20 protein-coding genes and 1 tRNA gene are annotated in these 18,815 nt (G+C 35.0%); 16 read left to right on the forward strand and 5 right to left on the reverse strand.

Annotated features, from left to right (window positions below):
- The first annotated feature begins 1 nt into the window (after window position 1).
- The 12 genes from mqnE (at window position 2) to DESAMIL20_RS08105 (ending at window position 9,783) form a co-directional block, all read left to right on the forward strand.
- A complete protein-coding gene (gene mqnE, locus DESAMIL20_RS08050) occupies window positions 2–1,069 on the forward strand; it encodes an aminofutalosine synthase MqnE (RefSeq protein WP_086034314.1) in 1,068 nt (355 codons plus the stop codon).
- Window positions 1,066–2,094 (forward strand): cyclic dehypoxanthinyl futalosine synthase, encoded by a 1,029-nt coding sequence (mqnC, locus tag DESAMIL20_RS08055; protein ID WP_086034315.1) that lies wholly within the window; start codon window positions 1,066–1,068, stop codon window positions 2,092–2,094. The genes mqnE and mqnC overlap by 4 nt, the downstream gene beginning before the upstream one ends.
- Window positions 2,091–2,564, forward strand: coding sequence for an HIT family protein (locus DESAMIL20_RS08060; RefSeq protein WP_086034316.1), 474 nt, complete (start codon window positions 2,091–2,093; stop codon window positions 2,562–2,564). The genes mqnC and DESAMIL20_RS08060 overlap by 4 nt, the downstream gene beginning before the upstream one ends.
- Window positions 2,565–2,579: 15 nt before the next feature.
- A complete protein-coding gene (locus tag DESAMIL20_RS08065) occupies window positions 2,580–2,930 on the forward strand; it encodes a winged helix-turn-helix domain-containing protein (protein ID WP_086034317.1) in 351 nt (116 codons plus the stop codon).
- Window positions 2,931–3,072: 142 nt separating this feature from the next.
- Window positions 3,073–4,389 carry an OmpP1/FadL family transporter gene (locus DESAMIL20_RS08070; RefSeq protein WP_086034319.1) on the forward strand — a complete coding sequence of 439 codons (1,317 nt, stop codon included), beginning with the start codon at window positions 3,073–3,075 and terminating at the stop codon, window positions 4,387–4,389.
- A gap of 111 nt (window positions 4,390–4,500) precedes the next feature.
- On the forward strand, window positions 4,501–4,989 hold the full coding sequence (locus tag DESAMIL20_RS08075) for a TorD/DmsD family molecular chaperone (RefSeq protein ID WP_086034321.1): 489 nt from the start codon (window positions 4,501–4,503) through the stop codon (window positions 4,987–4,989).
- A 2-nt stretch (window positions 4,990–4,991) separates the two neighbouring features.
- Entirely contained in the window at window positions 4,992–5,402 is a 411-nt protein-coding gene (locus tag DESAMIL20_RS08080; protein WP_086034327.1) for a QcrA and Rieske domain-containing protein, read from the forward strand.
- 7 nt (window positions 5,403–5,409) lie between these two features.
- Window positions 5,410–5,940, forward strand: coding sequence for a 2-oxoacid:acceptor oxidoreductase family protein (locus DESAMIL20_RS08085; RefSeq protein WP_086034329.1), 531 nt, complete (start codon window positions 5,410–5,412; stop codon window positions 5,938–5,940).
- A complete protein-coding gene (locus tag DESAMIL20_RS08090) occupies window positions 5,937–7,055 on the forward strand; it encodes a transketolase C-terminal domain-containing protein (RefSeq protein ID WP_086034330.1) in 1,119 nt (372 codons plus the stop codon). Before DESAMIL20_RS08085 ends, DESAMIL20_RS08090 begins: the two co-directional genes overlap by 4 nt.
- An 8-nt stretch (window positions 7,056–7,063) precedes the next feature.
- Window positions 7,064–7,924: a 3-methyl-2-oxobutanoate dehydrogenase subunit beta gene (locus DESAMIL20_RS08095; protein WP_086034332.1), complete on the forward strand. Its 861-nt coding sequence runs from the start codon at window positions 7,064–7,066 to the stop codon at window positions 7,922–7,924.
- Window positions 7,917–8,966 carry a radical SAM/SPASM domain-containing protein gene (locus DESAMIL20_RS08100; protein WP_086034334.1) on the forward strand — a complete coding sequence of 350 codons (1,050 nt, stop codon included), beginning with the start codon at window positions 7,917–7,919 and terminating at the stop codon, window positions 8,964–8,966. The genes DESAMIL20_RS08095 and DESAMIL20_RS08100 overlap by 8 nt, the downstream gene beginning before the upstream one ends.
- Complete coding sequence (locus DESAMIL20_RS08105; protein WP_086034335.1) at window positions 8,953–9,783, forward strand: SIR2 family NAD-dependent protein deacylase; 831 nt, start codon at window positions 8,953–8,955, stop codon at window positions 9,781–9,783. The genes DESAMIL20_RS08100 and DESAMIL20_RS08105 overlap by 14 nt, the downstream gene beginning before the upstream one ends.
- On the opposite strand, the gene DESAMIL20_RS08110 is transcribed toward DESAMIL20_RS08105, so the two are convergent.
- The 3 genes from DESAMIL20_RS08110 to DESAMIL20_RS10810 all read right to left on the reverse strand — a co-directional run bounded on the left by DESAMIL20_RS08110 (window position 9,780) and on the right by DESAMIL20_RS10810 (window position 13,221).
- Window positions 9,780–12,188 (reverse strand): plasma-membrane proton-efflux P-type ATPase, encoded by a 2,409-nt coding sequence (locus DESAMIL20_RS08110; RefSeq protein WP_086034337.1) that lies wholly within the window; start codon window positions 12,186–12,188, stop codon window positions 9,780–9,782. The two genes, DESAMIL20_RS08105 and DESAMIL20_RS08110, sit on opposite strands and share 4 nt — an antisense overlap.
- 104 nt (window positions 12,189–12,292) lie before the next feature.
- Window positions 12,293–12,949 (reverse strand): MarC family protein, encoded by a 657-nt coding sequence (locus DESAMIL20_RS08115; RefSeq protein WP_204218584.1) that lies wholly within the window; start codon window positions 12,947–12,949, stop codon window positions 12,293–12,295.
- 146 nt (window positions 12,950–13,095) lie between these two features.
- The gene (locus DESAMIL20_RS10810; RefSeq protein ID WP_275074306.1) at window positions 13,096–13,221 is read right to left on the reverse strand and encodes a hypothetical protein; all 126 of its coding nucleotides are present in this window, start codon (window positions 13,219–13,221) and stop codon (window positions 13,096–13,098) included.
- Between the two features lie 117 nt (window positions 13,222–13,338).
- On the opposite strand from DESAMIL20_RS10810, the gene DESAMIL20_RS08120 reads away from it, so the two are divergent.
- Window positions 13,339–13,734 (forward strand): hypothetical protein, encoded by a 396-nt coding sequence (locus DESAMIL20_RS08120; protein ID WP_086034338.1) that lies wholly within the window; start codon window positions 13,339–13,341, stop codon window positions 13,732–13,734.
- A gap of 54 nt (window positions 13,735–13,788) precedes the next feature.
- Window positions 13,789–13,875 (forward strand) — tRNA-Leu (locus DESAMIL20_RS08125).
- Between the two features lie 137 nt (window positions 13,876–14,012).
- Here DESAMIL20_RS08125 and DESAMIL20_RS08130 read toward each other — a convergent pair.
- A complete protein-coding gene (locus tag DESAMIL20_RS08130; protein WP_086034340.1) occupies window positions 14,013–15,887 on the reverse strand; it encodes an oxidoreductase in 1,875 nt (624 codons plus the stop codon).
- 125 nt (window positions 15,888–16,012) lie between these two features.
- On the opposite strand from DESAMIL20_RS08130, the gene DESAMIL20_RS08135 reads away from it, so the two are divergent.
- Entirely contained in the window at window positions 16,013–16,192 is a 180-nt protein-coding gene (locus tag DESAMIL20_RS08135) for a hypothetical protein (RefSeq protein ID WP_086034342.1), read from the forward strand.
- Here DESAMIL20_RS08135 and DESAMIL20_RS08140 read toward each other — a convergent pair.
- A complete protein-coding gene (locus tag DESAMIL20_RS08140; RefSeq protein WP_086034344.1) occupies window positions 16,189–17,559 on the reverse strand; it encodes a class II fumarate hydratase in 1,371 nt (456 codons plus the stop codon). The two genes, DESAMIL20_RS08135 and DESAMIL20_RS08140, sit on opposite strands and share 4 nt — an antisense overlap.
- A gap of 116 nt (window positions 17,560–17,675) precedes the next feature.
- Here DESAMIL20_RS08140 and DESAMIL20_RS08145 point away from each other — a divergent pair, with 116 nt between their 5' ends.
- Complete coding sequence (locus DESAMIL20_RS08145) at window positions 17,676–18,767, forward strand: class I SAM-dependent RNA methyltransferase (RefSeq protein WP_158090560.1); 1,092 nt, start codon at window positions 17,676–17,678, stop codon at window positions 18,765–18,767.
- The last annotated feature ends 48 nt before the right edge of the window (window positions 18,768–18,815 follow it).

The raw sequence follows: 18,815 nt of genomic DNA on the forward strand, positions 1-18,815 counted from the left end.
AATGAAAAATGTGTTATTAGAAAAAATTGAAAAAGAACCTTTATCACACAAAGAAGCTTTGGAGTTATTCCAAAACGCAGACCTTTTAGATTTAGCTTTAATGGCTAAAAAAATCAAATTTTTAAAAAGTGGCAATAAAGTGTATTTTACAATAAACAAACATATAAATTACACCAACATTTGCTCTTCAAAATGCCTAATGTGCGCATATTACAGAAATGAAGATGACAAAGATGCCTATACAATGAGTTTCGAACAAGTAGAAAAAGAGCTAAGCAATATTGAAGATTTACACGAAGTCCATATTGTAGGTGCTCTAAACCCGAAATTGGATTTTTCATATTACATCACATTATTAGAAACCGTAAAAAAGGCAACGCCAAATGCAAATATAAAAGCTTTTACTGCAGCAGAAATCGATTTTTTCTCAAAAATAAGCTCACTTAGCCACAAGGAAGTGCTAGAAAAACTTAAGGCTGCAGGCCTGCAAACAATGCCAGGTGGAGGCGCAGAAGTATTTAGTGAGCGTGTGAGGAAAAAACTATACCCAAAAAAAATCGGCTTTGAAGAGTGGGCACAAATTCATGCACTCGCACACAGTATGGGTATAAAAAGCAACGCAACACTGCTTTTTGGCCATATTGAAACAAAAGAAGAAATCATTGACCATTTGTTTAAACTAAGAAACTTGCAAGCGCAAACAAAAGGTTTTTTATGTTTTGTGCCACTTTTATTCCACCCAGAAAACACAATTTTTGAAAAACACATTCAAAAGCAAAGTGCTGTTTTCCAATTAAAAGTGCTTGCAATATCGCGCATTATTTTGGATAATTTCGATCATATAAAAGCATACTGGGTAATGATGTCAGACAGTATATCACAGGTAGGTTTACATTTTGGGGCAGATGATATTGACGGTACAATTGAGAAAGAAAATATTTTTCATGCCGCAGGTGCAACAAGTCCAAGCGGCATGGCTCGTCAAAAAATCGTTGAAATGGTTAAAAACGCTGGGTTTGTGCCTGTTGAAAGAGACGCTTTGTATAACGAACTAAAGGTTTATCCATGAGAGTTTCAAAAAAAGAAGCGCTTGATTTATTTAATTTAGATTTAATTGAATTGGGTAAGATGGCTCAAAGTATAAGGTTTCAAAAGCATCCTACAAAACTTGTTACATTTATAGCCGACACAAATATTAACTACACCAATATTTGTGTAGTAAAATGCTCTTTTTGCGCATTTTATAGGAACAAAAACAGCAAAGATACATATGTGCTAAGTATCGATCAATTAAAACAAAAGGCAATTGCTGCAAAGAAAGCGGGTCTTAGTACAGTTTTAATCCAAGGGGGACTAAACCCAGAAATAGAGTATAGCTACTATACAAAAATGGTCGAGGAGCTATCAAATACTGGTATACATGTGCATGCATTCTCACCGCCAGAAATTGATTTAATGTGCAAAATTAGCAATAAAAGCCCAAAAGAAGTATTTGAGGATTTAAAAAAAGCAGGTCTACAAACAATGCCAGGTGGGGGCGCAGAAATTTTATCAGAGCGTGTAAGAAAAAAAATATCACCCAAAAAAATCAGCACGGATAGGTGGCTAGAGATCTCAAGACAAGCTCACAAAGCAGGTATAAAAACAACCGCTACAATGATGTTTGGCCACATAGAAACAAAAGAGGATGTCATAGATCACCTAGACAACATAAGGAGGTTACAGGATGAAACATATGGTTTTAGAGCCGCCATAGCTTGGGATTTTAAGCCAGAAAACACTGCATTAAAAAAATTTACTACTAAAAAAGCAACTGGTATAGACTATCTTAAGGTTTTGGCAATATCACGCATTTATCTAGATAATATTGAAAATATTCAAGCGTCATGGGCGTCTCAGGGCAAACAAATTGGTCAAATAGCACTTTTTTTTGGTGCAAATGATTTGGGTAGTTTACTATTTGAAGAAAATGTGATGGCTCAGGCTGGTTTTAGGGTAACGTCTACAACAGAAGAACTTGGAGATTTAATAAAACAAGCAGGGTTTATCCCTGCACTTAGAACTACAAATTATGAAATTGTGAGGTATTTATGAAAGAGTGCTTATTTTGCAATATTTATGAGCAAAAAAGCGATGTATTGTTTGAAAACGATAGATTTTTTGTAATAATGGATAAATTTCCCGTAAACCCAGGACATATGCTTATCATACCCATAAAGCACATTGAATCAATTGATGATTTAAGTGATAATGATTTTTTTTACTTAAAAAAAGCCATCTCAAAATCTAAAGATTTCCTTGAAAAAAATGACTTAAAAGAGTTATATGAAAATTTACGACCTATCAATGAAAAATCTCTTGATTTCATAGAAAATGTACTAAAAAGCTCATACATTTCAAAAAAGCCCGATGGCTACAACTTTGGCTTAAACGAAGGCCAGGCAGTAGGCCAAACAATTAACCACCTGCATTTTCACCTTATACCAAGGTATTTTAATGATGTACCAAACCCAACTGGTGGCATTAGATACGTCATATACGACAAAGCAAATTATAAATCTTAATTAAAGGAGCTTTTTTTGGACGAAAAGAAGATTTTTGGCAGAATCTGGGTTGACATTGACGACAAAAATTTTTTAGGCAAAGGCAAAGTAGAGCTACTAAAAAAGATAGACTCCTACGGTTCCATATCAAAGGCAGCAAAAGACATGAAAATGAGCTACAAAGCTGCGTGGGATATTGTAAAAGAAATCAACAGCCTTTCACATCTACCTATCATTGAGACTAAAATCGGTGGTCCAGACGGCGGTGGCTCTACACTCACACAAAAAGGCAAGCAACTCATAGCTGCCTTTGAAGAAATTGAAAAAGATTTAAATCGTTTTTTAAAGAACGCACAAAACAAAATAAACAAACTACTGCAAGATTAGTGCTATAGTAAAGTAAATTACTATAGCATCTAGCGGCTTTAGGCAGTATTTTTCAAAAAAAATTTCAAAAATATCGTTTTTTTCTTGACAATCATAAAATGATTTTATTATACTATGACAAAATTACGATTTTGGGGGTCTTATGTTGAAAAAGCATCTTTCTTTAGCAGTAGCTTTAGCAGTTGGTTTAAGTGTTGGTGTTGCAACAAAATCGTTTGCAACAAACGGTTATTTTATGACAGGTCTTGGAGCAAAGCAGTTAGCAATGGGCGGCGCGGCTGTAGCTAACCCACAAGATGCATCAACAATCCTTACAAACCCAGCAGGCATCGCTTGGCTTTCAACATCCAGTGCATCTGTAGGTGGCGATGTATTTGTACCGCTTAGATACCTAAACGGTCAAGGCAGTCAGTCTAATGTATATGTGGTGCCAGCAGCTGGCATAGCAATAAACCCAAAAGGCTGCAACTGCAAAGAGTCAAACTTCACATTTGGCATTGGCATGTATGGCGTATCTGGTATGGGTGTTGACTGGAACAACCCAAATGGGTTTGGTATGGCAGCGCCTTTACAAAAAGTCTACTCAAATATGCAGATGATGGAAATGGATGTAGCAGGCGCTTATAGAGTAGATGGCCACCTATCTATAGGCTTTGCACCTGTGTTTGTGTATCAGTCCATGGCACTAGAAATGGATATGAATAATGCAGCAATTGCTCAAGGTTACGGGTACGGTAGTTATGCTGGAGAAGCACCTTTTGCAACAGGAACAGCTGTAAACTCGCTATCTACACAAAATGCTTACGGCGCTGGCTTTAACTTAGGCCTTGTGTATAAACTAAACGATATGTGGCAGTTTGGCTTGGCTTACCAGTCAAAGCGCTGGATGCAAACACTCCAGTGGGATACAATACCAAACGCTTTTAATCAAAATACAGGCACAGGTATGCTGGGTGGCATGTTTGATGGCTACAAAGTACGCATGAGGCTTGATATGCCACAAACCGTACAGTTTGGTGTAAATTTTAGGCCTGTAAAGAACTTAAGAGTCGAAGCTGATGCTAAGTGGATTAACTGGTCAAATGTAATGGATAAAGTGCCAGTAAGCGGTATAGCAGGCATGAACTCATGGGATTTCAACTGGAAAAACCAATGGGTATATATGTTAGGCGTAGAGTACTCACCCATTCAGCCTCTTACATTAATGGCTGGCTTTAACTACGGGAAAAGCCCAGTCCCAGATGGTGGTCAGGCATTCGGCAATAACATTATAGCACCCGCAATCGTGCAAACGCATCTATCGTTTGGCGCATCATACGATATTACACCCTCTGTACAGCTAACTGCTGCATACCAGCACGCTTTTGAGCACAAGCAAAGCGGCACATTTAATGGTATGCCAGTTTCGATCAAAATGCATGAAGATGAATACGCAGTTCAGCTAACTTACAAATTCTAACTAAAAACTTTTACACGCTTAGAGAATTCCTCTAAGCGTGGTTTTTTGAAAAAACTATCAAAGATAATTTTCTTGCAAATTAAATAATTTTTATTATAATAAGTGGTGTTTATGAATAAATTTGATTGTTTAGCTATACTTTTTTTGTATCCTCAAGAACCTATTTTAGATCAGTATAAAGCTTGTGCAAAAGGTTTTGGTTTAGAATTGCCTGATCTAGAGACTCTGCAAGTTGAATACACAAGGCTTTTCATCAATGCCTACCCAAAAGTTATAGCCCCTCCTTATGAGTCATTTTGGATAGAAAAAGAAATCTACGGCGAAGCTACAATCAAAATAAAAAAATTGTACGCAGCTTGCGGTTTAGATACAAGCAAAAATTGGCATGACTTACCAGACCATATTGCAGCAGAGCTAGCTTTTTTAGCATACTTAGATGAAAATGATTCAACAGAACATTTTGATATAAAACAACGCGTTTTAGAAGAACACTTAAAACGTTGGCTAAATAAGTTTAGCGAAGTGGTAAAAAACAATACGACACTTGAGTATTTTAAAAATCTATCTATATTGCTTGAAGAAAATATTTATGAAGGCTAAAAATGAAGCGCAGAGATTTTTTCTATTTGGGGGGGAAAGTTATACTAGCAGGGTTTATAGGGTTTATAGGGTTGGATTTTACGCTTGGAGGTACTAATACTAAACGATTGGTGCGCTTCCTAAAAGATGAGATAAAAAAAGGCACAGATAATGGTGGTGTAAATTACAAAGATAGTGTATTTTTAATCGAGCGTGATAGTAAAAGAGTAGCACTAAATGCACACTGTACACATTTAGGCTGTATTGTAAAATGGCATAATGATAAAAAAGAATTTATATGTCCGTGCCACGGTAGCGTTTATGATGGGTGGGGAAACCGTATATCTGGCCCGGCACCACGTGGGCTTTATCATTTAAAGTACAAGGCTGAACCGACTGAAATCGTGGTAAATTATATTAATAAAATGGCGTGAGGTTTTTATGAAGCACATTGGTTTACATGGCAGAGGTGGACAAGGTGTTGTTGTAGCTGGTGAAATTCTTGCCCAATGTTATTTTGATAGCGGCAAATATGTACAATTTATGCCTTCTTATGGGGCAGAGCGCAGAGGTTCACCGTCACACTCTTATATTCGCGTAGATGACTCAGAAATTTATCAGCGCTACCCCATAGAATCAGAAGATATTGCTGTAATATTTAGTCTATCTGTTATAGATACGGCCAAATTAAAAGAAAATGGGTTCTTAATTGCAAATGCGGCAAATCTTAAAGTAAAAGAAAAAAAAGTAGACATTTATGCAGTGGATGCAAATGATATCGCACTTTCTTTAGGTCTTGGAAGCTCAGCTATACCGATAATCAATACTACAATTCTTGGGGCTTATTGTAAAATAACAAATGATTTCTCTTTTGATACGCTGGCTTTGGCGATAAAATCCAAAATTGATAAAAAAGCTGATTTAAACATACAAGGCGCTAAGCTTGCCTACGATAGCGTGAGGTGCTTATGAAAAAAGTATTAGGTGGAAATGATGCAGTTTCACAGGCCGTATCTGTATGTGATGTAGAAGTTATAAGCGCATATCCCATAACACCGCAAACCTCAATTATAGAAAAAATTGCTGATTTAATTTATACAAAACAAATGAATGCTCAGTTTATAAAAGTTGAATCAGAACACTCTGCTATGGCTGCCTGCATTGGTGCATCAATTGCTGGCTCAAGGACGTTTACAGCAACAAGTTCGCAAGGCTTGCTTTTAATGCACGAAGTGTTGCATTGGGCTAGCGGTGCAAGACTGCCTATTGTACTTGCAAATGCAAATAGAGCCATAGCACCTGGATGGAATATATGGGCTGAAGCTACAGATTCACTTTCACAGCGCGATACTGGCTGGATACAGCTTTATGCGGCAAACTCTCAAGAGGTTTTTGATTTTATTATTATGTCTTTTGCTGTTGCAGAAAGATCACTTTTTCCTGCAATGGTTTGCTTAGATGGTTTTTTGTTAACACATACAAAAGAGGCTGTAGAGATTTTGGGTAATGACGATGCCAAACCATTATTAGCAAAAATAAATCGTGATACGCTTGATCCTAAAAACCCAAAGGCATACGGTGCACTTGCTTTCCCAAAAGACTATTATGCAATTAAAAAGCAGCAGCATTTAGATATGCTGAAAGTTTTTGATATTTTTGACAATGTAGCGCTTGAGTTTAAAAACATTACAAACAGGTACCATAAGGCAGTTGATGTTTATCCAACGCATATAAGCGATTACTCTATTGTAGCTTTAGGTACATTGAGCCAAACAGCTAGATTAGCAGTAGATAATCTAAGAAAAGAAGGCGTTGATGTTAATCTTGTAAAAATAAATATGTTTAGACCTTTTCCTAAAAAGCAATTACAAGAACTTTTAAGCAATAAAAAACTAATAGTCGTCTTTGATAGGGATATATCGCACGGCAAAGGTGGTATAGTTAAAGACGAAATAGCTGGAGGCCTTGATTTATGCAATGTTGTGGGCTTCGTTGGAGGCCTTGGCGGTGATACCATTACAGAATCAGACATTGTTTCTTGCTTTTTGGATGCAAAAAATAGTCAAATTAAAGGCTTATTCTTGTGAGGTAAAGTATGAAATTAGCAAAAGATGAAATAGCTCTTCCAAATAACCTAGCGTGTCCTGGCTGTGGTGCAAGCCTTGCAATGAGATTGGCACTAAAAGCTCTTGGCAGAGATACTGTGCTTGTTATACCTGCGTGTTGTTGGACAATTATTAATGGACCTGTGGGTAAAAATTACGCTGGTGTAAGTGTTTTTCATACCGCATTTGAAACTACATCAGCTGTAGCAAGTGGTATCAAGGCTTCTTTTAAAATGCAGGGCAAAGATCATATAAATGTTGTAGGCTGGGCAGGCGATGGGGGTACATTTGATATTGGCCTGCAATCACTAAGCGGTGCAGCAGAGCGCAATGATGATATAATTTATGTTTGCTATGACAACGAAGCCTACATGAATACAGGCATTCAAAGAAGCTCAGCAACACCCTACTTTGCCCAAACAACTACAACCCCAGAAGGCAAAGACAGACCGAAAAAAGATTTAATGGGGATTTTAGCAGCACACTATGTGCCCTATATTGCTTCTGCATCACTTGCATATCCCCAAGATTTTACAAAAAAATTTGAAAAAGCAAAATCCATTAGAGGTTTTAAGTTTATACATATTTTTGTACCATGCCCTCCCGGTCAAAAATTTCAAGAGGATAAAACAATTGAAGTTGCAAAATTAGCTGTTGAAACGGGTGTATTTCCACTTTATGAGATCATAGATGGCAAATATGTACTTTCTAAAAAGCCTAAATTTGTGGATATTACGGAGTATTTAAAACTGCAGGGTCGATATAAAAACTTAACTGAAGAAAATATCGAATTTTTAAGACAAGCAATTAAAAGCAAGTGGGAGTATTTAAATAAGCGTTTTAATGAATGAGCTAAAATGGTTAGCTTTTGAGGTAACACCAAAGTGTAATCTAAACTGTATACATTGTCGCACAAATGCAAGCAGTGATTTGCAAGAAATATTGACCTATAAACAAATAACAAAAACTATTGATGATATAGATAAACGTTTTAAGCCTGTGCTTGTCCTAACGGGGGGCGAGCCGCTGCTTAGGGCAGATATTTTTGAGATAGCCTCTTTTGCAAAATCCAAAAACTGGCGGGTAGGGCTTGCAACAAACGGCACGTTAGTTGACGAAAAGATTGCTACAAAAATTAAAGCTCACTTTGATATAGTTTCTCTTTCATTAGATGGCTCAAACGCCTACATACACGATAATTTTCGCGCCCAAGAAGGAGCCTTTAATGCTACAATTAATGCTGCAAAACTTTTTAATAAATATGATATCCCTTTTATAATAAACTCCTCTGTTACAAAAAGAAACCAGCATGACATAGAAAATACTTACAAGTTAGCAAAATCATTAGGCGCAAAAAGCTGGTATATGTTTATAATTGTGCCAACTGGTAGGGCAGAGAATTTACGCAGTGAGTTAATCTCAAAAACTGATTACTATAAAATTTTAAAGTGGCACTTCAAGCTGGAATTAGTTGAAAAAAATATGTTTATTAGGCCCACTTGCGCACCCGAGTATTACGCTATAGCTGATTTATACACAAAAACACACGACATTGACTATAAACGTCGTTCTTTGAGTTTTTCAACAGGTGGAGCAAAGGGGTGCATTGCTGGCCAGTCCATTGCTTTTATTGGCTTTGATGGTAGTATTAAGCCATGTAGCTATTTTTTGCACAAAGCTGGCAATATTTTGGAAAACTCATTTTTGGATATATGGGACAATTCAACAATTTTTAAAAATTTGAGAGACTTTAACGCCTATACTGGAAAATGCAAAACTTGTGATTATATTAATACATGTGGTGGCTGCAGGGCAAGGGCTGATGCTTATTTTGGTGACTATTTAGCAATTGACCCTTACTGTTTATATTGGAGCAACAATGCTAGCAAATGACTACGAGGAAGTAAAAAGCATTATAAAAAACAGCAAAGCCGCTTTATTTTTAACAGGGGCTGGCATGAGTGCAGATTCTGGCATACCTACATTTCGCGACAAAGAAGGCTACTGGCGAAACTTCCCGGTTTTTAAAGAAAAAGGCCTGGAAGCTCAAGAATTAGCAAGTCCTTACAGTTTTGAGTTACGCCCTTTCTATGCATGGGCATTTTACGAATGGCGCAGACGTAATGCCCATAAAAATACGCCTCATGAGGGCTATTATGCTATTGTGCGATTAATGAAAAAATTGTTTGAATCGTCATTTATACATACAACCAATACAGATGGCTATCACTTGCTCTCTGGTGCTCCCAAAGAAAGTGTTTATGAAGTTCACGGTTCTATGTGGAGACTTCAGTGCATAAGAGGGCTGGCCTGTAGCTACTATGTACAAGAAAATTATAATGTGCCCTTGTGCACTTTGGATGAGACTACAATGCAAGCAAGCAACCTGCCTTATTGCCCTGTATGCGGAAGTTTGCTTAGGCCAAATATATTGATGTTTGGCGATTGGGATTATATTGAAAACGAATATCAAGCAAACAATTATTATAGTTTTATAAACAACTGCAAATATCCAGATGTGGTTTTCTTAATCGGATCAAGCGGCGCTGTGCCAACAAACGATTATGTTGCAAATAAGTTAAAATTTTATGGTTCTAAAATTATTACAATAAATCCTGCAAAAGAGGCTACACACATTTGTCAACCATATATTTTTTTGCAAGATACTGCAAAAAATGCACTGACCAAAATTGCAGCTATGGTTTTTTAGCGTTTACTTAATGCTACTTTAATAAAATCATTCAGTATTGATACCAGTATAAGATAAAAAATCAATAATACTAGCAACACTAATGGCAATTTAGTTACAATGATACCAAAACTAATCATCAAAATTCCAACTACTATGTCGGCAAACATAGATATGAGCAATACCCTACTTGGGATAGATTCCCAAAAATGCCCTCTTTCTCTTATAACAAAAACATTAAATACACTAGAAAATAACAGTATACCAAAGCCAAAAGAATGAAGCATATGCTCGTTTGCGAAAATCTGAAAATTTTTATCTGCTATATACAAAATAAACAAAGATTCTAGGACAGTTAAAATACCAACTATTACGCTTACCCTTACAATAGGCTTTATGTTAAATATTTCTGGTTTTCTGCTCCATCTTACATTGTCTGTAGAAAACGATATGGTTACAAAATCTATAATAAAAAGCAGCAAAACAACATCCAAAGCCGATACAACAAACTTACCAGTAACTAAATACGCAATACATACAAATACAACCGTTTGAAAAGTCTTAACTATTTTATTTACGATCCAATTCAATACTCTATGATGGATAATGCGACCCATTTTAATAAGGTTTACAATTGTGCCTAAGCCTTCTTCAAGCAACACTACACTTGCGGCTTTTTTTGCTATATCTGTAGCATTGCTTACAGCTATACCTACCTCTGCTTGCTTAAGAGCTGGTGCGTCATTTACACCATCACCTGTCATACCTACAATTTCATTACCGCTTTGTAGAGCTTTAACAATATAAAATTTATCTTCTGGCAATACTTCGCAAAAACCATCGGCTTTACTTGCAATGTCATAAGCCGTTTTTGTATCGGTAGATATAGCCTGTCTAATAACCTGAGGTTCTGCAATGCTGACGCCAATTTCTACCTGTCTTGCAATTTCTCTTGCAATAGGTTTTGCATCGCCTGTTAACATTTTTATATTTACACCAAGTTTGCGTAATTCTTTAATAAAAACACTTGAATCTTTCCTGGGTGGATCATAAAGCGCACTAATACCTACAAACTCTATTTTGTCACTTCTTTCAATTGATATTGCAATTGTTTTGTAGCCGTTTGCTGCCCACTCATTTACCGTTTGATCAAGCTCTGTCTTTAATTTTTCATCATTAACCGGACATATATTGCAAATACCCTCGTATGCACCTTTTGTAATGGTAGTTTGTTCTGAGTTAAACTTCACAACTGCTTGTGTACGTTTTAATTTTGGATCAAAAGGTATAAAATTTATTTGCTCATAACCTGACAAATCGATGTTTTTTTGTCTACAAGCACTTATAAAGGCCAAATCTATCGGGTCATGGTTAGCCTCAAGACTGCACAGTGCACCAAACACATAAATATCCTGCTCAGAAAAATTAGAAACTGGCTTAACTTTAGACAAAGAAAGTTTATTTTCTGTTATTGTACCAGTTTTGTCTGCACAAAGCGTTGTCATTGATGCTACATCTTCTGAAGCATTTAGCCTTGTAACCAATATGCCTTTCTTTGATAATTGCTGGGACCCCAGTGCCATTGATACGGTAAACATGGCTGGTAGCGCAACAGGTATTGCACTAACAAGTAAAATGAGCATCAAAGGTAATAAAGCAAAGAGATTTTCGTCTCTGATATAAGAGACTATTAAAGTTAAAACCAGTGAGCCTACAACAATAATCATTAAAAATTTTACAACTTTTGTAATCATGTTCTCAATATTAAGCTTTGGTTTTGCAAGCTCAACTAGCTCAGTAGTCTTTCCAAAATAAGTATTATTACCTATAAATGCCACAACAGCTGTGCACTCTCCATTTTTTATAATTGAACCAGAATATAAAATATCGTTGCTTGATTTTTGTATAAGCTGAGATTCTCCTGTTAAAGAAGATTGATCAACCCCAACAGACCCATCTATTATCTTGACATCTGCTGGAACAAAATCCCCTGCCCTAATTCTTATAACATCACCAATTGTCACTTCTTTTGCATCAATTAACACCCATTGGTCTCTTATCGTACGCACCTTTATTGCAAGCTGTTTCTTTAGTGCCTCAACCGCTTGGGACGATTTAGACTCTTGATAAAAACTCAATATAGTGTTTAACAATAAAAGAGCACCTATAAAATACGCATCTATGTAGTGTTTTAAAAAAATTGACAAGATTATTATAAATTCGAGCATCCATGCTGTAAGACCCCAAAATTTTTTTAAAAACAAAACAATCAATGACTGCTTTTTTTCAGGTATTTCATTAAAACCAAACTCTTGTTGCCTTTCTGCAACCTCTTTAGCACTTAAACCGCTTTCGCTTGTTTCTAATAATTCAAAAATCTTTTCGTACGTTAAACTTTTAAATTCTTCTTTTGATAATTGCCTCATTTTAACCTCTCACAAACAATTAACAACTACTAATCTACTAAAAAAATTCATTTAGTCAAATTAATATTTTGAATAAATTTTGCAATGCTTTTTTAACTTTAGTATTATTTTGCAATTACAGGAAACAGTATTTTTAGGCCATTAACTATAAACTGTACAGAAATTGCAAGCAGTATTATACCCATAAGCCTTGAAATTATACCAATGCCAATTTTACCTAAAAAACTATTTAAATAAGAAGAACTAATAAGAACAAAATATACTGCAATACATGAAATAATAATAGCTATAAAAATTGCCACATATAGGAAAAGATTTTCAACCGATGTTGAAAGTGTAATAACTGTAGCAATAGCACCAGGACCAGACAACAGTGGTATAGCAAGTGGCACAAGCGCTATATTTTCTTTATCTTCAGCTTCTGCTAACTCATCTTTGGAAGTGCGCTCTTTGTATGGATTACCAAATACCATATTGATAGAAACTAAAGACAACAATATACCGCCTGCAACCTCTAAAGAACCTATGTTTATGCCAAATATTTTAAATAATAGCTCGCCAAAAAGGAAAAAAAATGTCAATATACCAACTACAAAGTATATAGAACGTCTTACAATATAGCGTTTATCATTTTGAGAATAATTTTGAGTTAAACTAACAAAAACAGGTAATGCACCAAATGGATTTAATATTGCAAAAATAGAAATAACGCTTTTTAATGTAAAAGAAAAAAAATCAACCGTATTAAAATCCATCGTCATATTATAATTATACTGCTTATTGTTAAATAAATCAAGTCCAAAGTCTTTATCTTTGGCCTTCTTTGGCCTTTAGTGAAGGACTTAGCCGCCTTCTACTTTTGGTTTTGCTGGTTTTGCAAGCTGCCTTTGTAGGAGCTTTTGTGGCACTAGCTTTCTTTACAGTAGTTTTCTTTTCGGTTTTTACAGGAGTTTTTTGTTGTATTTTGGTTAGCCAAAACTGGCGAATCCATCAAACTTACAACCACACATGAAGCTAAAAACTTTTTAAACATAAAAATTAGACCTCCTTACAAAATCTAAGTAATATTTTATACAAATAAGCAATTTACTTGAAAATTAATCGTTTTAATTATATAATTTTCATAAGTTTAACAAAAAAGAGGTACAAAATGGCGCAAGTGTTTGATTTGTCTTGCTTGCAAAGTTTGATTAACTATTCTTTTGCAAACATTGCAAGAGTAAAGAAAGAGTTAAATTTAGATGAGTTCATTGACTCATTGGATTTTCTTTCTATTGCAATATTAAAGTTTGAAGATCCACAGGATCTAAAATATGCAGTCGAGCTTTTAAATAAAATATTAAGAAATTCAGATGCTTTTTTTAACGAAAGCAATAGTTTTGTTTCTTTAATTTTACCCGGCACAGATAAATCTGGAGCTATGTTTGTTTTAGAAGATTTTAGAGAGTTTCTAGGTAATCAATTTGAGTACAAAGTTATAGAACTAAAACAAGAAAATATAAAAGATTTAGGCAAAATTTTGTTTGAACTAAAGAAAAGCTTTTAAAAAATTACAACTTGACTTTTTTATTAGTTCATAATAATATTGTCTTATCTTCAAGCCGGGGTGGTGAAACTGGTAGACGCGCTGGACTCAAAATCCAGTGGGGGCAACCCCATGCGGGTTCGATTCCCGCCCCCGGCACCAAAAAACTTAGACTTTTCTCTCAATTGTGCCGTGATTTTTTACTTCAACTAAACAAACAGAGCTTTTTTTTAAATTTGCCAAATTAGTAGCGATACACTATAGGCACGACTAGCCTATCCAAAAAAGCAAAAACAAAATTAATATCTATCCATCAAATCATACGCTGACTGTGTAGCTGTGTAAATATCAACTACTTTGGCTGCATCTCCGATAATCTCTATATTTTTAAACTTATCTTTAATTTGCTCATATAACGTTCTGTCTGACTTCGTCCCAATACTTGAAATAATAGTATCAAACTTACCTAAATTTATAGCCTCATCTTCTTGCCTTGCAAATACGCTGTCTTTAGTAAATTCTTCAACACTTGTGCCTGTAAACATTTTAACATTTGAGTTATTTTTAAGCCTTGCAAGCGTAAAATCTTGCGTCAGATCACTCAAAATATCAACACCTACAACTTCAAAACCTTGATTAGCTAGTATTTCTATAGCTTCTCTGCCAATTAAGCCAATACCTAAAACTAACACTCTTTTACCTTTTGGCTTAGCCTTTCCTTCAAAAAAGCTAAACGCATCGATAACATATTCTGATTCTAAGCCTTTGATGTTTGGTATCTGAGAATTAGCACCTGTTGCTATAACAACTAAATCAGGGTTTAGAGCTTGGATCTTTTCGTATGTTGCTTGCTCATAGCTAAATTCTACGCCTCTTCTTTTGGCTTCATTAATTAGGGCATTTAGTGGCTTTTGCATAGCATCTTTATACGGAGCTTTTGTAGCTAATATAAATTGACCACCAAGCTCTTTTTTCTCAAAAACTATTGCATCATAGCCTTTCATTTTAGCATAAATACCAGCTGCAATACCTGTTGGACCACCACCTACTACACAAACCTTTAATTTTTTGCCAGAAGGTTCAAAAAAATTTTTGTCCACAAAAGGATTTGTTATACATCCAAGACCTATGCCGCTTCTTACATTGTATAGACAACCCTGCAAACAGCCACCACAGTACCATATTTTGTCAAACTCATCATTTAGCAACTTATTGACAAAATACTGATCAGCGACAAGTGATCTCCCAAGACCAAAAAAATCAATCCAGCCTTCTTTTAGCAAATTATTTATTCTTTCTGGGTTACCCATTCTTCCATCAACAATAATGGGTAAATCTATCAGGCTTTTGAGTTTTTTAAATGACTCTATTTGTTTATCTGTAGATGTTGATGCATAACTGTAATACCACAGTGGTGTATCACACGCATTACCAAGCCCAGCATGAACGGCTTTTACACCGTACTGTTTAGCTAGATTAATTAATGCTACATTATCTTGCTCATCTATACCACCTTCTACAAATTCATTAGCAGAAACTCTTAAAATTAAATCTAAACCATCACTAAATTTGGCTACTTGTTCAAACACTTCTTTGGCAAAAAGCAATTTATCTTTGCCGTATTCATCCTTTCGCTTATTGGTTCGCTCTTTTAAAAATTGTGCAATTAAATAGCCCATACCACCTTGAATTTCTATTGCATCAAAACCTGCTTTTTTGGCTCTTGCTGTTGCTTTTCCAAATGCTTCGACAATTTCCTTAATCTGATCTTTTGTAAGTTCTTTGGGTGTTTGCATAGTAGATGGACACATAATTGCACTAGGTGATAAAACAACGCCATCGCTTGCTTTGGGGTTTGCTGCTCTGCCTGCATGATTTAAGTTTATGCAAGCCAAAGAGCCATTGTCGTGAATGGTTTTTGTTATTTGAAAAAGTTCATCTATACAATAATCACTGTCAATGCAGAGTTGTTTTGGGTGTTCCTTGCCACTTTTTAATACAGCTGTTGGCTCGATGATAATTAAAGCAACTCCACCTTTGGCTAAATTAGTATAATAATTAATGTGCCTTTGATTTACATGAGAATCAAGATCTGCATAAGCAGTTTTTACAGGTGCAGCAATAAATGGGTTTTTTAAATGAAGCGAACCTATACTTTTACCTTCTAACTTCATATCAACCTCCTTTTTTTTAAAATTATACCAAAAAACTATACTAGTCAATATATGACTAAAGAAAATTTAAAAAACTACCAATAAAGCATCTTGACAATTTTCCAAAACTGAATATTTTTGAATTTGTGAGTGCAAGAAAAATTTTTATTTTAATACTGGTTTTGCTTTTAGTATTAATTGGCTACAAGATATATACTCATTTATCTTACCAATACAAAGTAAAAAAAGCTTTGGAGTTGCTAAAAAACCAGCCTGTAATTGATATCTACTCTCCAGTTAAGCCTATTGTGGTAAGAAAAATCTAGATCATCTTGTGCGGATCCAGGATTTCTTCTACTTGCTCTTTGGTTAATATGCCTTTTGCTAAAACAACTTCTTTTATCGTTTTATTTTCAAGGTAGGCTTCATGAGCAATTGCAGCTGCTGCATCGTAGCCAATAATTAGAGCCAAAGGCGTAACAAGTGCTAAAGAGTTTTCAACAAAACTATTTATGCGCTCTTTATTTGCCCTAAGCGGCATAATACATTTCTCACTAAAATCATTAATAACATTTGACATTATATTTATAGCTTCATTTATATGGTAGATAATAGCTGGCATCATTACATTTAATTCCAACACACCAGCTTGAGCACACAGGTTAATTATCTGGGTATAGCCAATTACACTATAGGATACCTGCAAAACTGATTCTGGTATAACCGGGTTAACTTTACCAGGCATTATAGAACTACCAGGCTGTAAATCCTTCAATATTAACTCACCGATACCACAACGCGGTCCACATGATAAAAACCTAATATCGCTTGCGATTTTAATCATGCTTGATGCTAGCGTAGATAAACTTGATGCAAAAAAATTAACAGAATCTTTTGATGCAATTGCTTCAAATAAATTTGGTGAGTGCTTATATGCAACATTGGTAAGCTGGGATATTTTTTCTATAGCTAACTTCGCAAACCCTTTTGGGGCATTTAAGCCGGTGCCTATTGCCGTTGCCCCCAAAGCAAGCTCTCTTAATCCAGTGAGACTAAATTCAATGCGTTTTTTATTATTTATAATTTGAGTTTTGTAAGCGCCAAATTCATCAGATAATCGCATAGGCACAGCATCTTGCATATGCGTCCTACCAATTTTTACTATATTGTAAAATTCTTTTTCTTTATGCTCCAGTGATTCTTCCAAATTATTCAAAGCGGGCAATAATTTTTCACTTGCAAGCTTTACTATCATTATGTGCATAGCGGTTGGTATTGTGTCATTGCTTGATTGGCCTTTATTAACATCATTGTTTGGGTGAATTAGCTTTTGTCCTTTTTGTCCACCTAAGATCTCAACTGCTCTATTTGCTATCACCTCGTTAGTATTCATATTGGTCGAAGTGCCAGAACCTGTTTGGTAAACATCCACGGGAAACTGATCATCAAATTTATGATCTAAAATTTCTTCACAAGCTTGTATAATCGCATTGGCTTTTGTTTCTTCAAGAAGCCCAAGCTCCTTATTTGCCTGCGCACAAGCAAGCTTCACAATTGCCAAAGCATAGATAAAATCTAAAGGCATGGGTTTTTTTGATACCTGGAAATTTTCTATGGCTCTTTGCGTTTGTGCACCCCAATATGCCTGGTCTTTCACCAATATATCTCCCATAGAATCTGTTTCTTTTCTCATAAAAGCCTCCTTATATTTTATTAATATATTGCATAATTTTTTTTAATTCAAGTGAAAAAAATCAATAAATGTTTCAATTTTTTGTAATTATGTTAAACTTTGTGTATAATTTTTTTGTGTTTGAGACAGTGCAAATTGTTGACCAAGCTTATAGAGGATATGGATTTTCATATTTAAAAAACAAAATCATATTTATACCATTTACTATCCAGGGAGAAAAAGTAAAAATAAAGATAACTAAAGAAAAGAAGGATTATATTTTAGGAGAAGTTGTAACAATTATTGAAGATTCAAAAAATAGAAAAAAGCCGTTTTGCAAGTATTTTGGCATATGTGGTGGATGTCATTACCAGCATATTCACTACAGCGAGCAACTCAATATAAAGTCGCAAATTTTAAAAAACATACTAAAACGCATAGGCAATATTACAGCTGAAAATGTCAATGTAATAAAAACTAAACAAACTTTTTATAGACACAGGGTTAAATTCCAAAAAAAAGATGAAAAAATAGGATTTTTTAAGCAGAACTCAAATGATTTTTTAGAAATAGACTTTTGTCCGATTCTTGAAAAACAAATCAATCATTACATAAAAAACCACAAAGAAAGTAATATAGAAATCGATAGCTTTTCAAAATTAACAACAAAAAAGGGTGACACGCTTAAACTGGATTTGTCCTTTATAGCGCAAGATACCTACCTTGAGTATGAAATGGGCTCTTTCACACAGGTAAACTTACATGCAAACAAAGAACTTGTTAATATTGTCACAAGTTTGGTCGATAATGATAATGTGCTTGAAGCATTTTGTGGTATTGGAAATTTCACGATTCCATTGGGCTTATTTGGCCACTCTGTTGATGCTTTTGAGATTGATAAAATTGCTATAAAAAAGCTTCAACAAAATGCACAAAGACTATCGCTTAAAATAAATGCTAATCGATGCGACCTAAATAAACCATTGCATTACAAAAAACCCATTGGTACAATTATTCTGGACCCTCCACGAAGTGGCAGCCCAAGTTTAATGAATTTTATTAATGAAAAAAAACCAAAAAAAATCATATATGTTTCATGTGAACCACCAACACTTGCAAGAGATATTTCAATGCTTAAGAACTACTCGCTTGAAAAGATTTTTTTGGTAGATATGTTTGCAAACACGTACCATTTTGAAACTGTCGCGGTTTTATCTCTAAATAAGTAAGTAATTTAAATAAATAAATCATTCTTGATATTGAACTCAAAAATAATA

This window comes from Desulfurella amilsii (assembly GCF_002119425.1).
Taxonomy (GTDB): domain Bacteria; phylum Campylobacterota_A; class Desulfurellia; order Desulfurellales; family Desulfurellaceae; genus Desulfurella; species Desulfurella amilsii.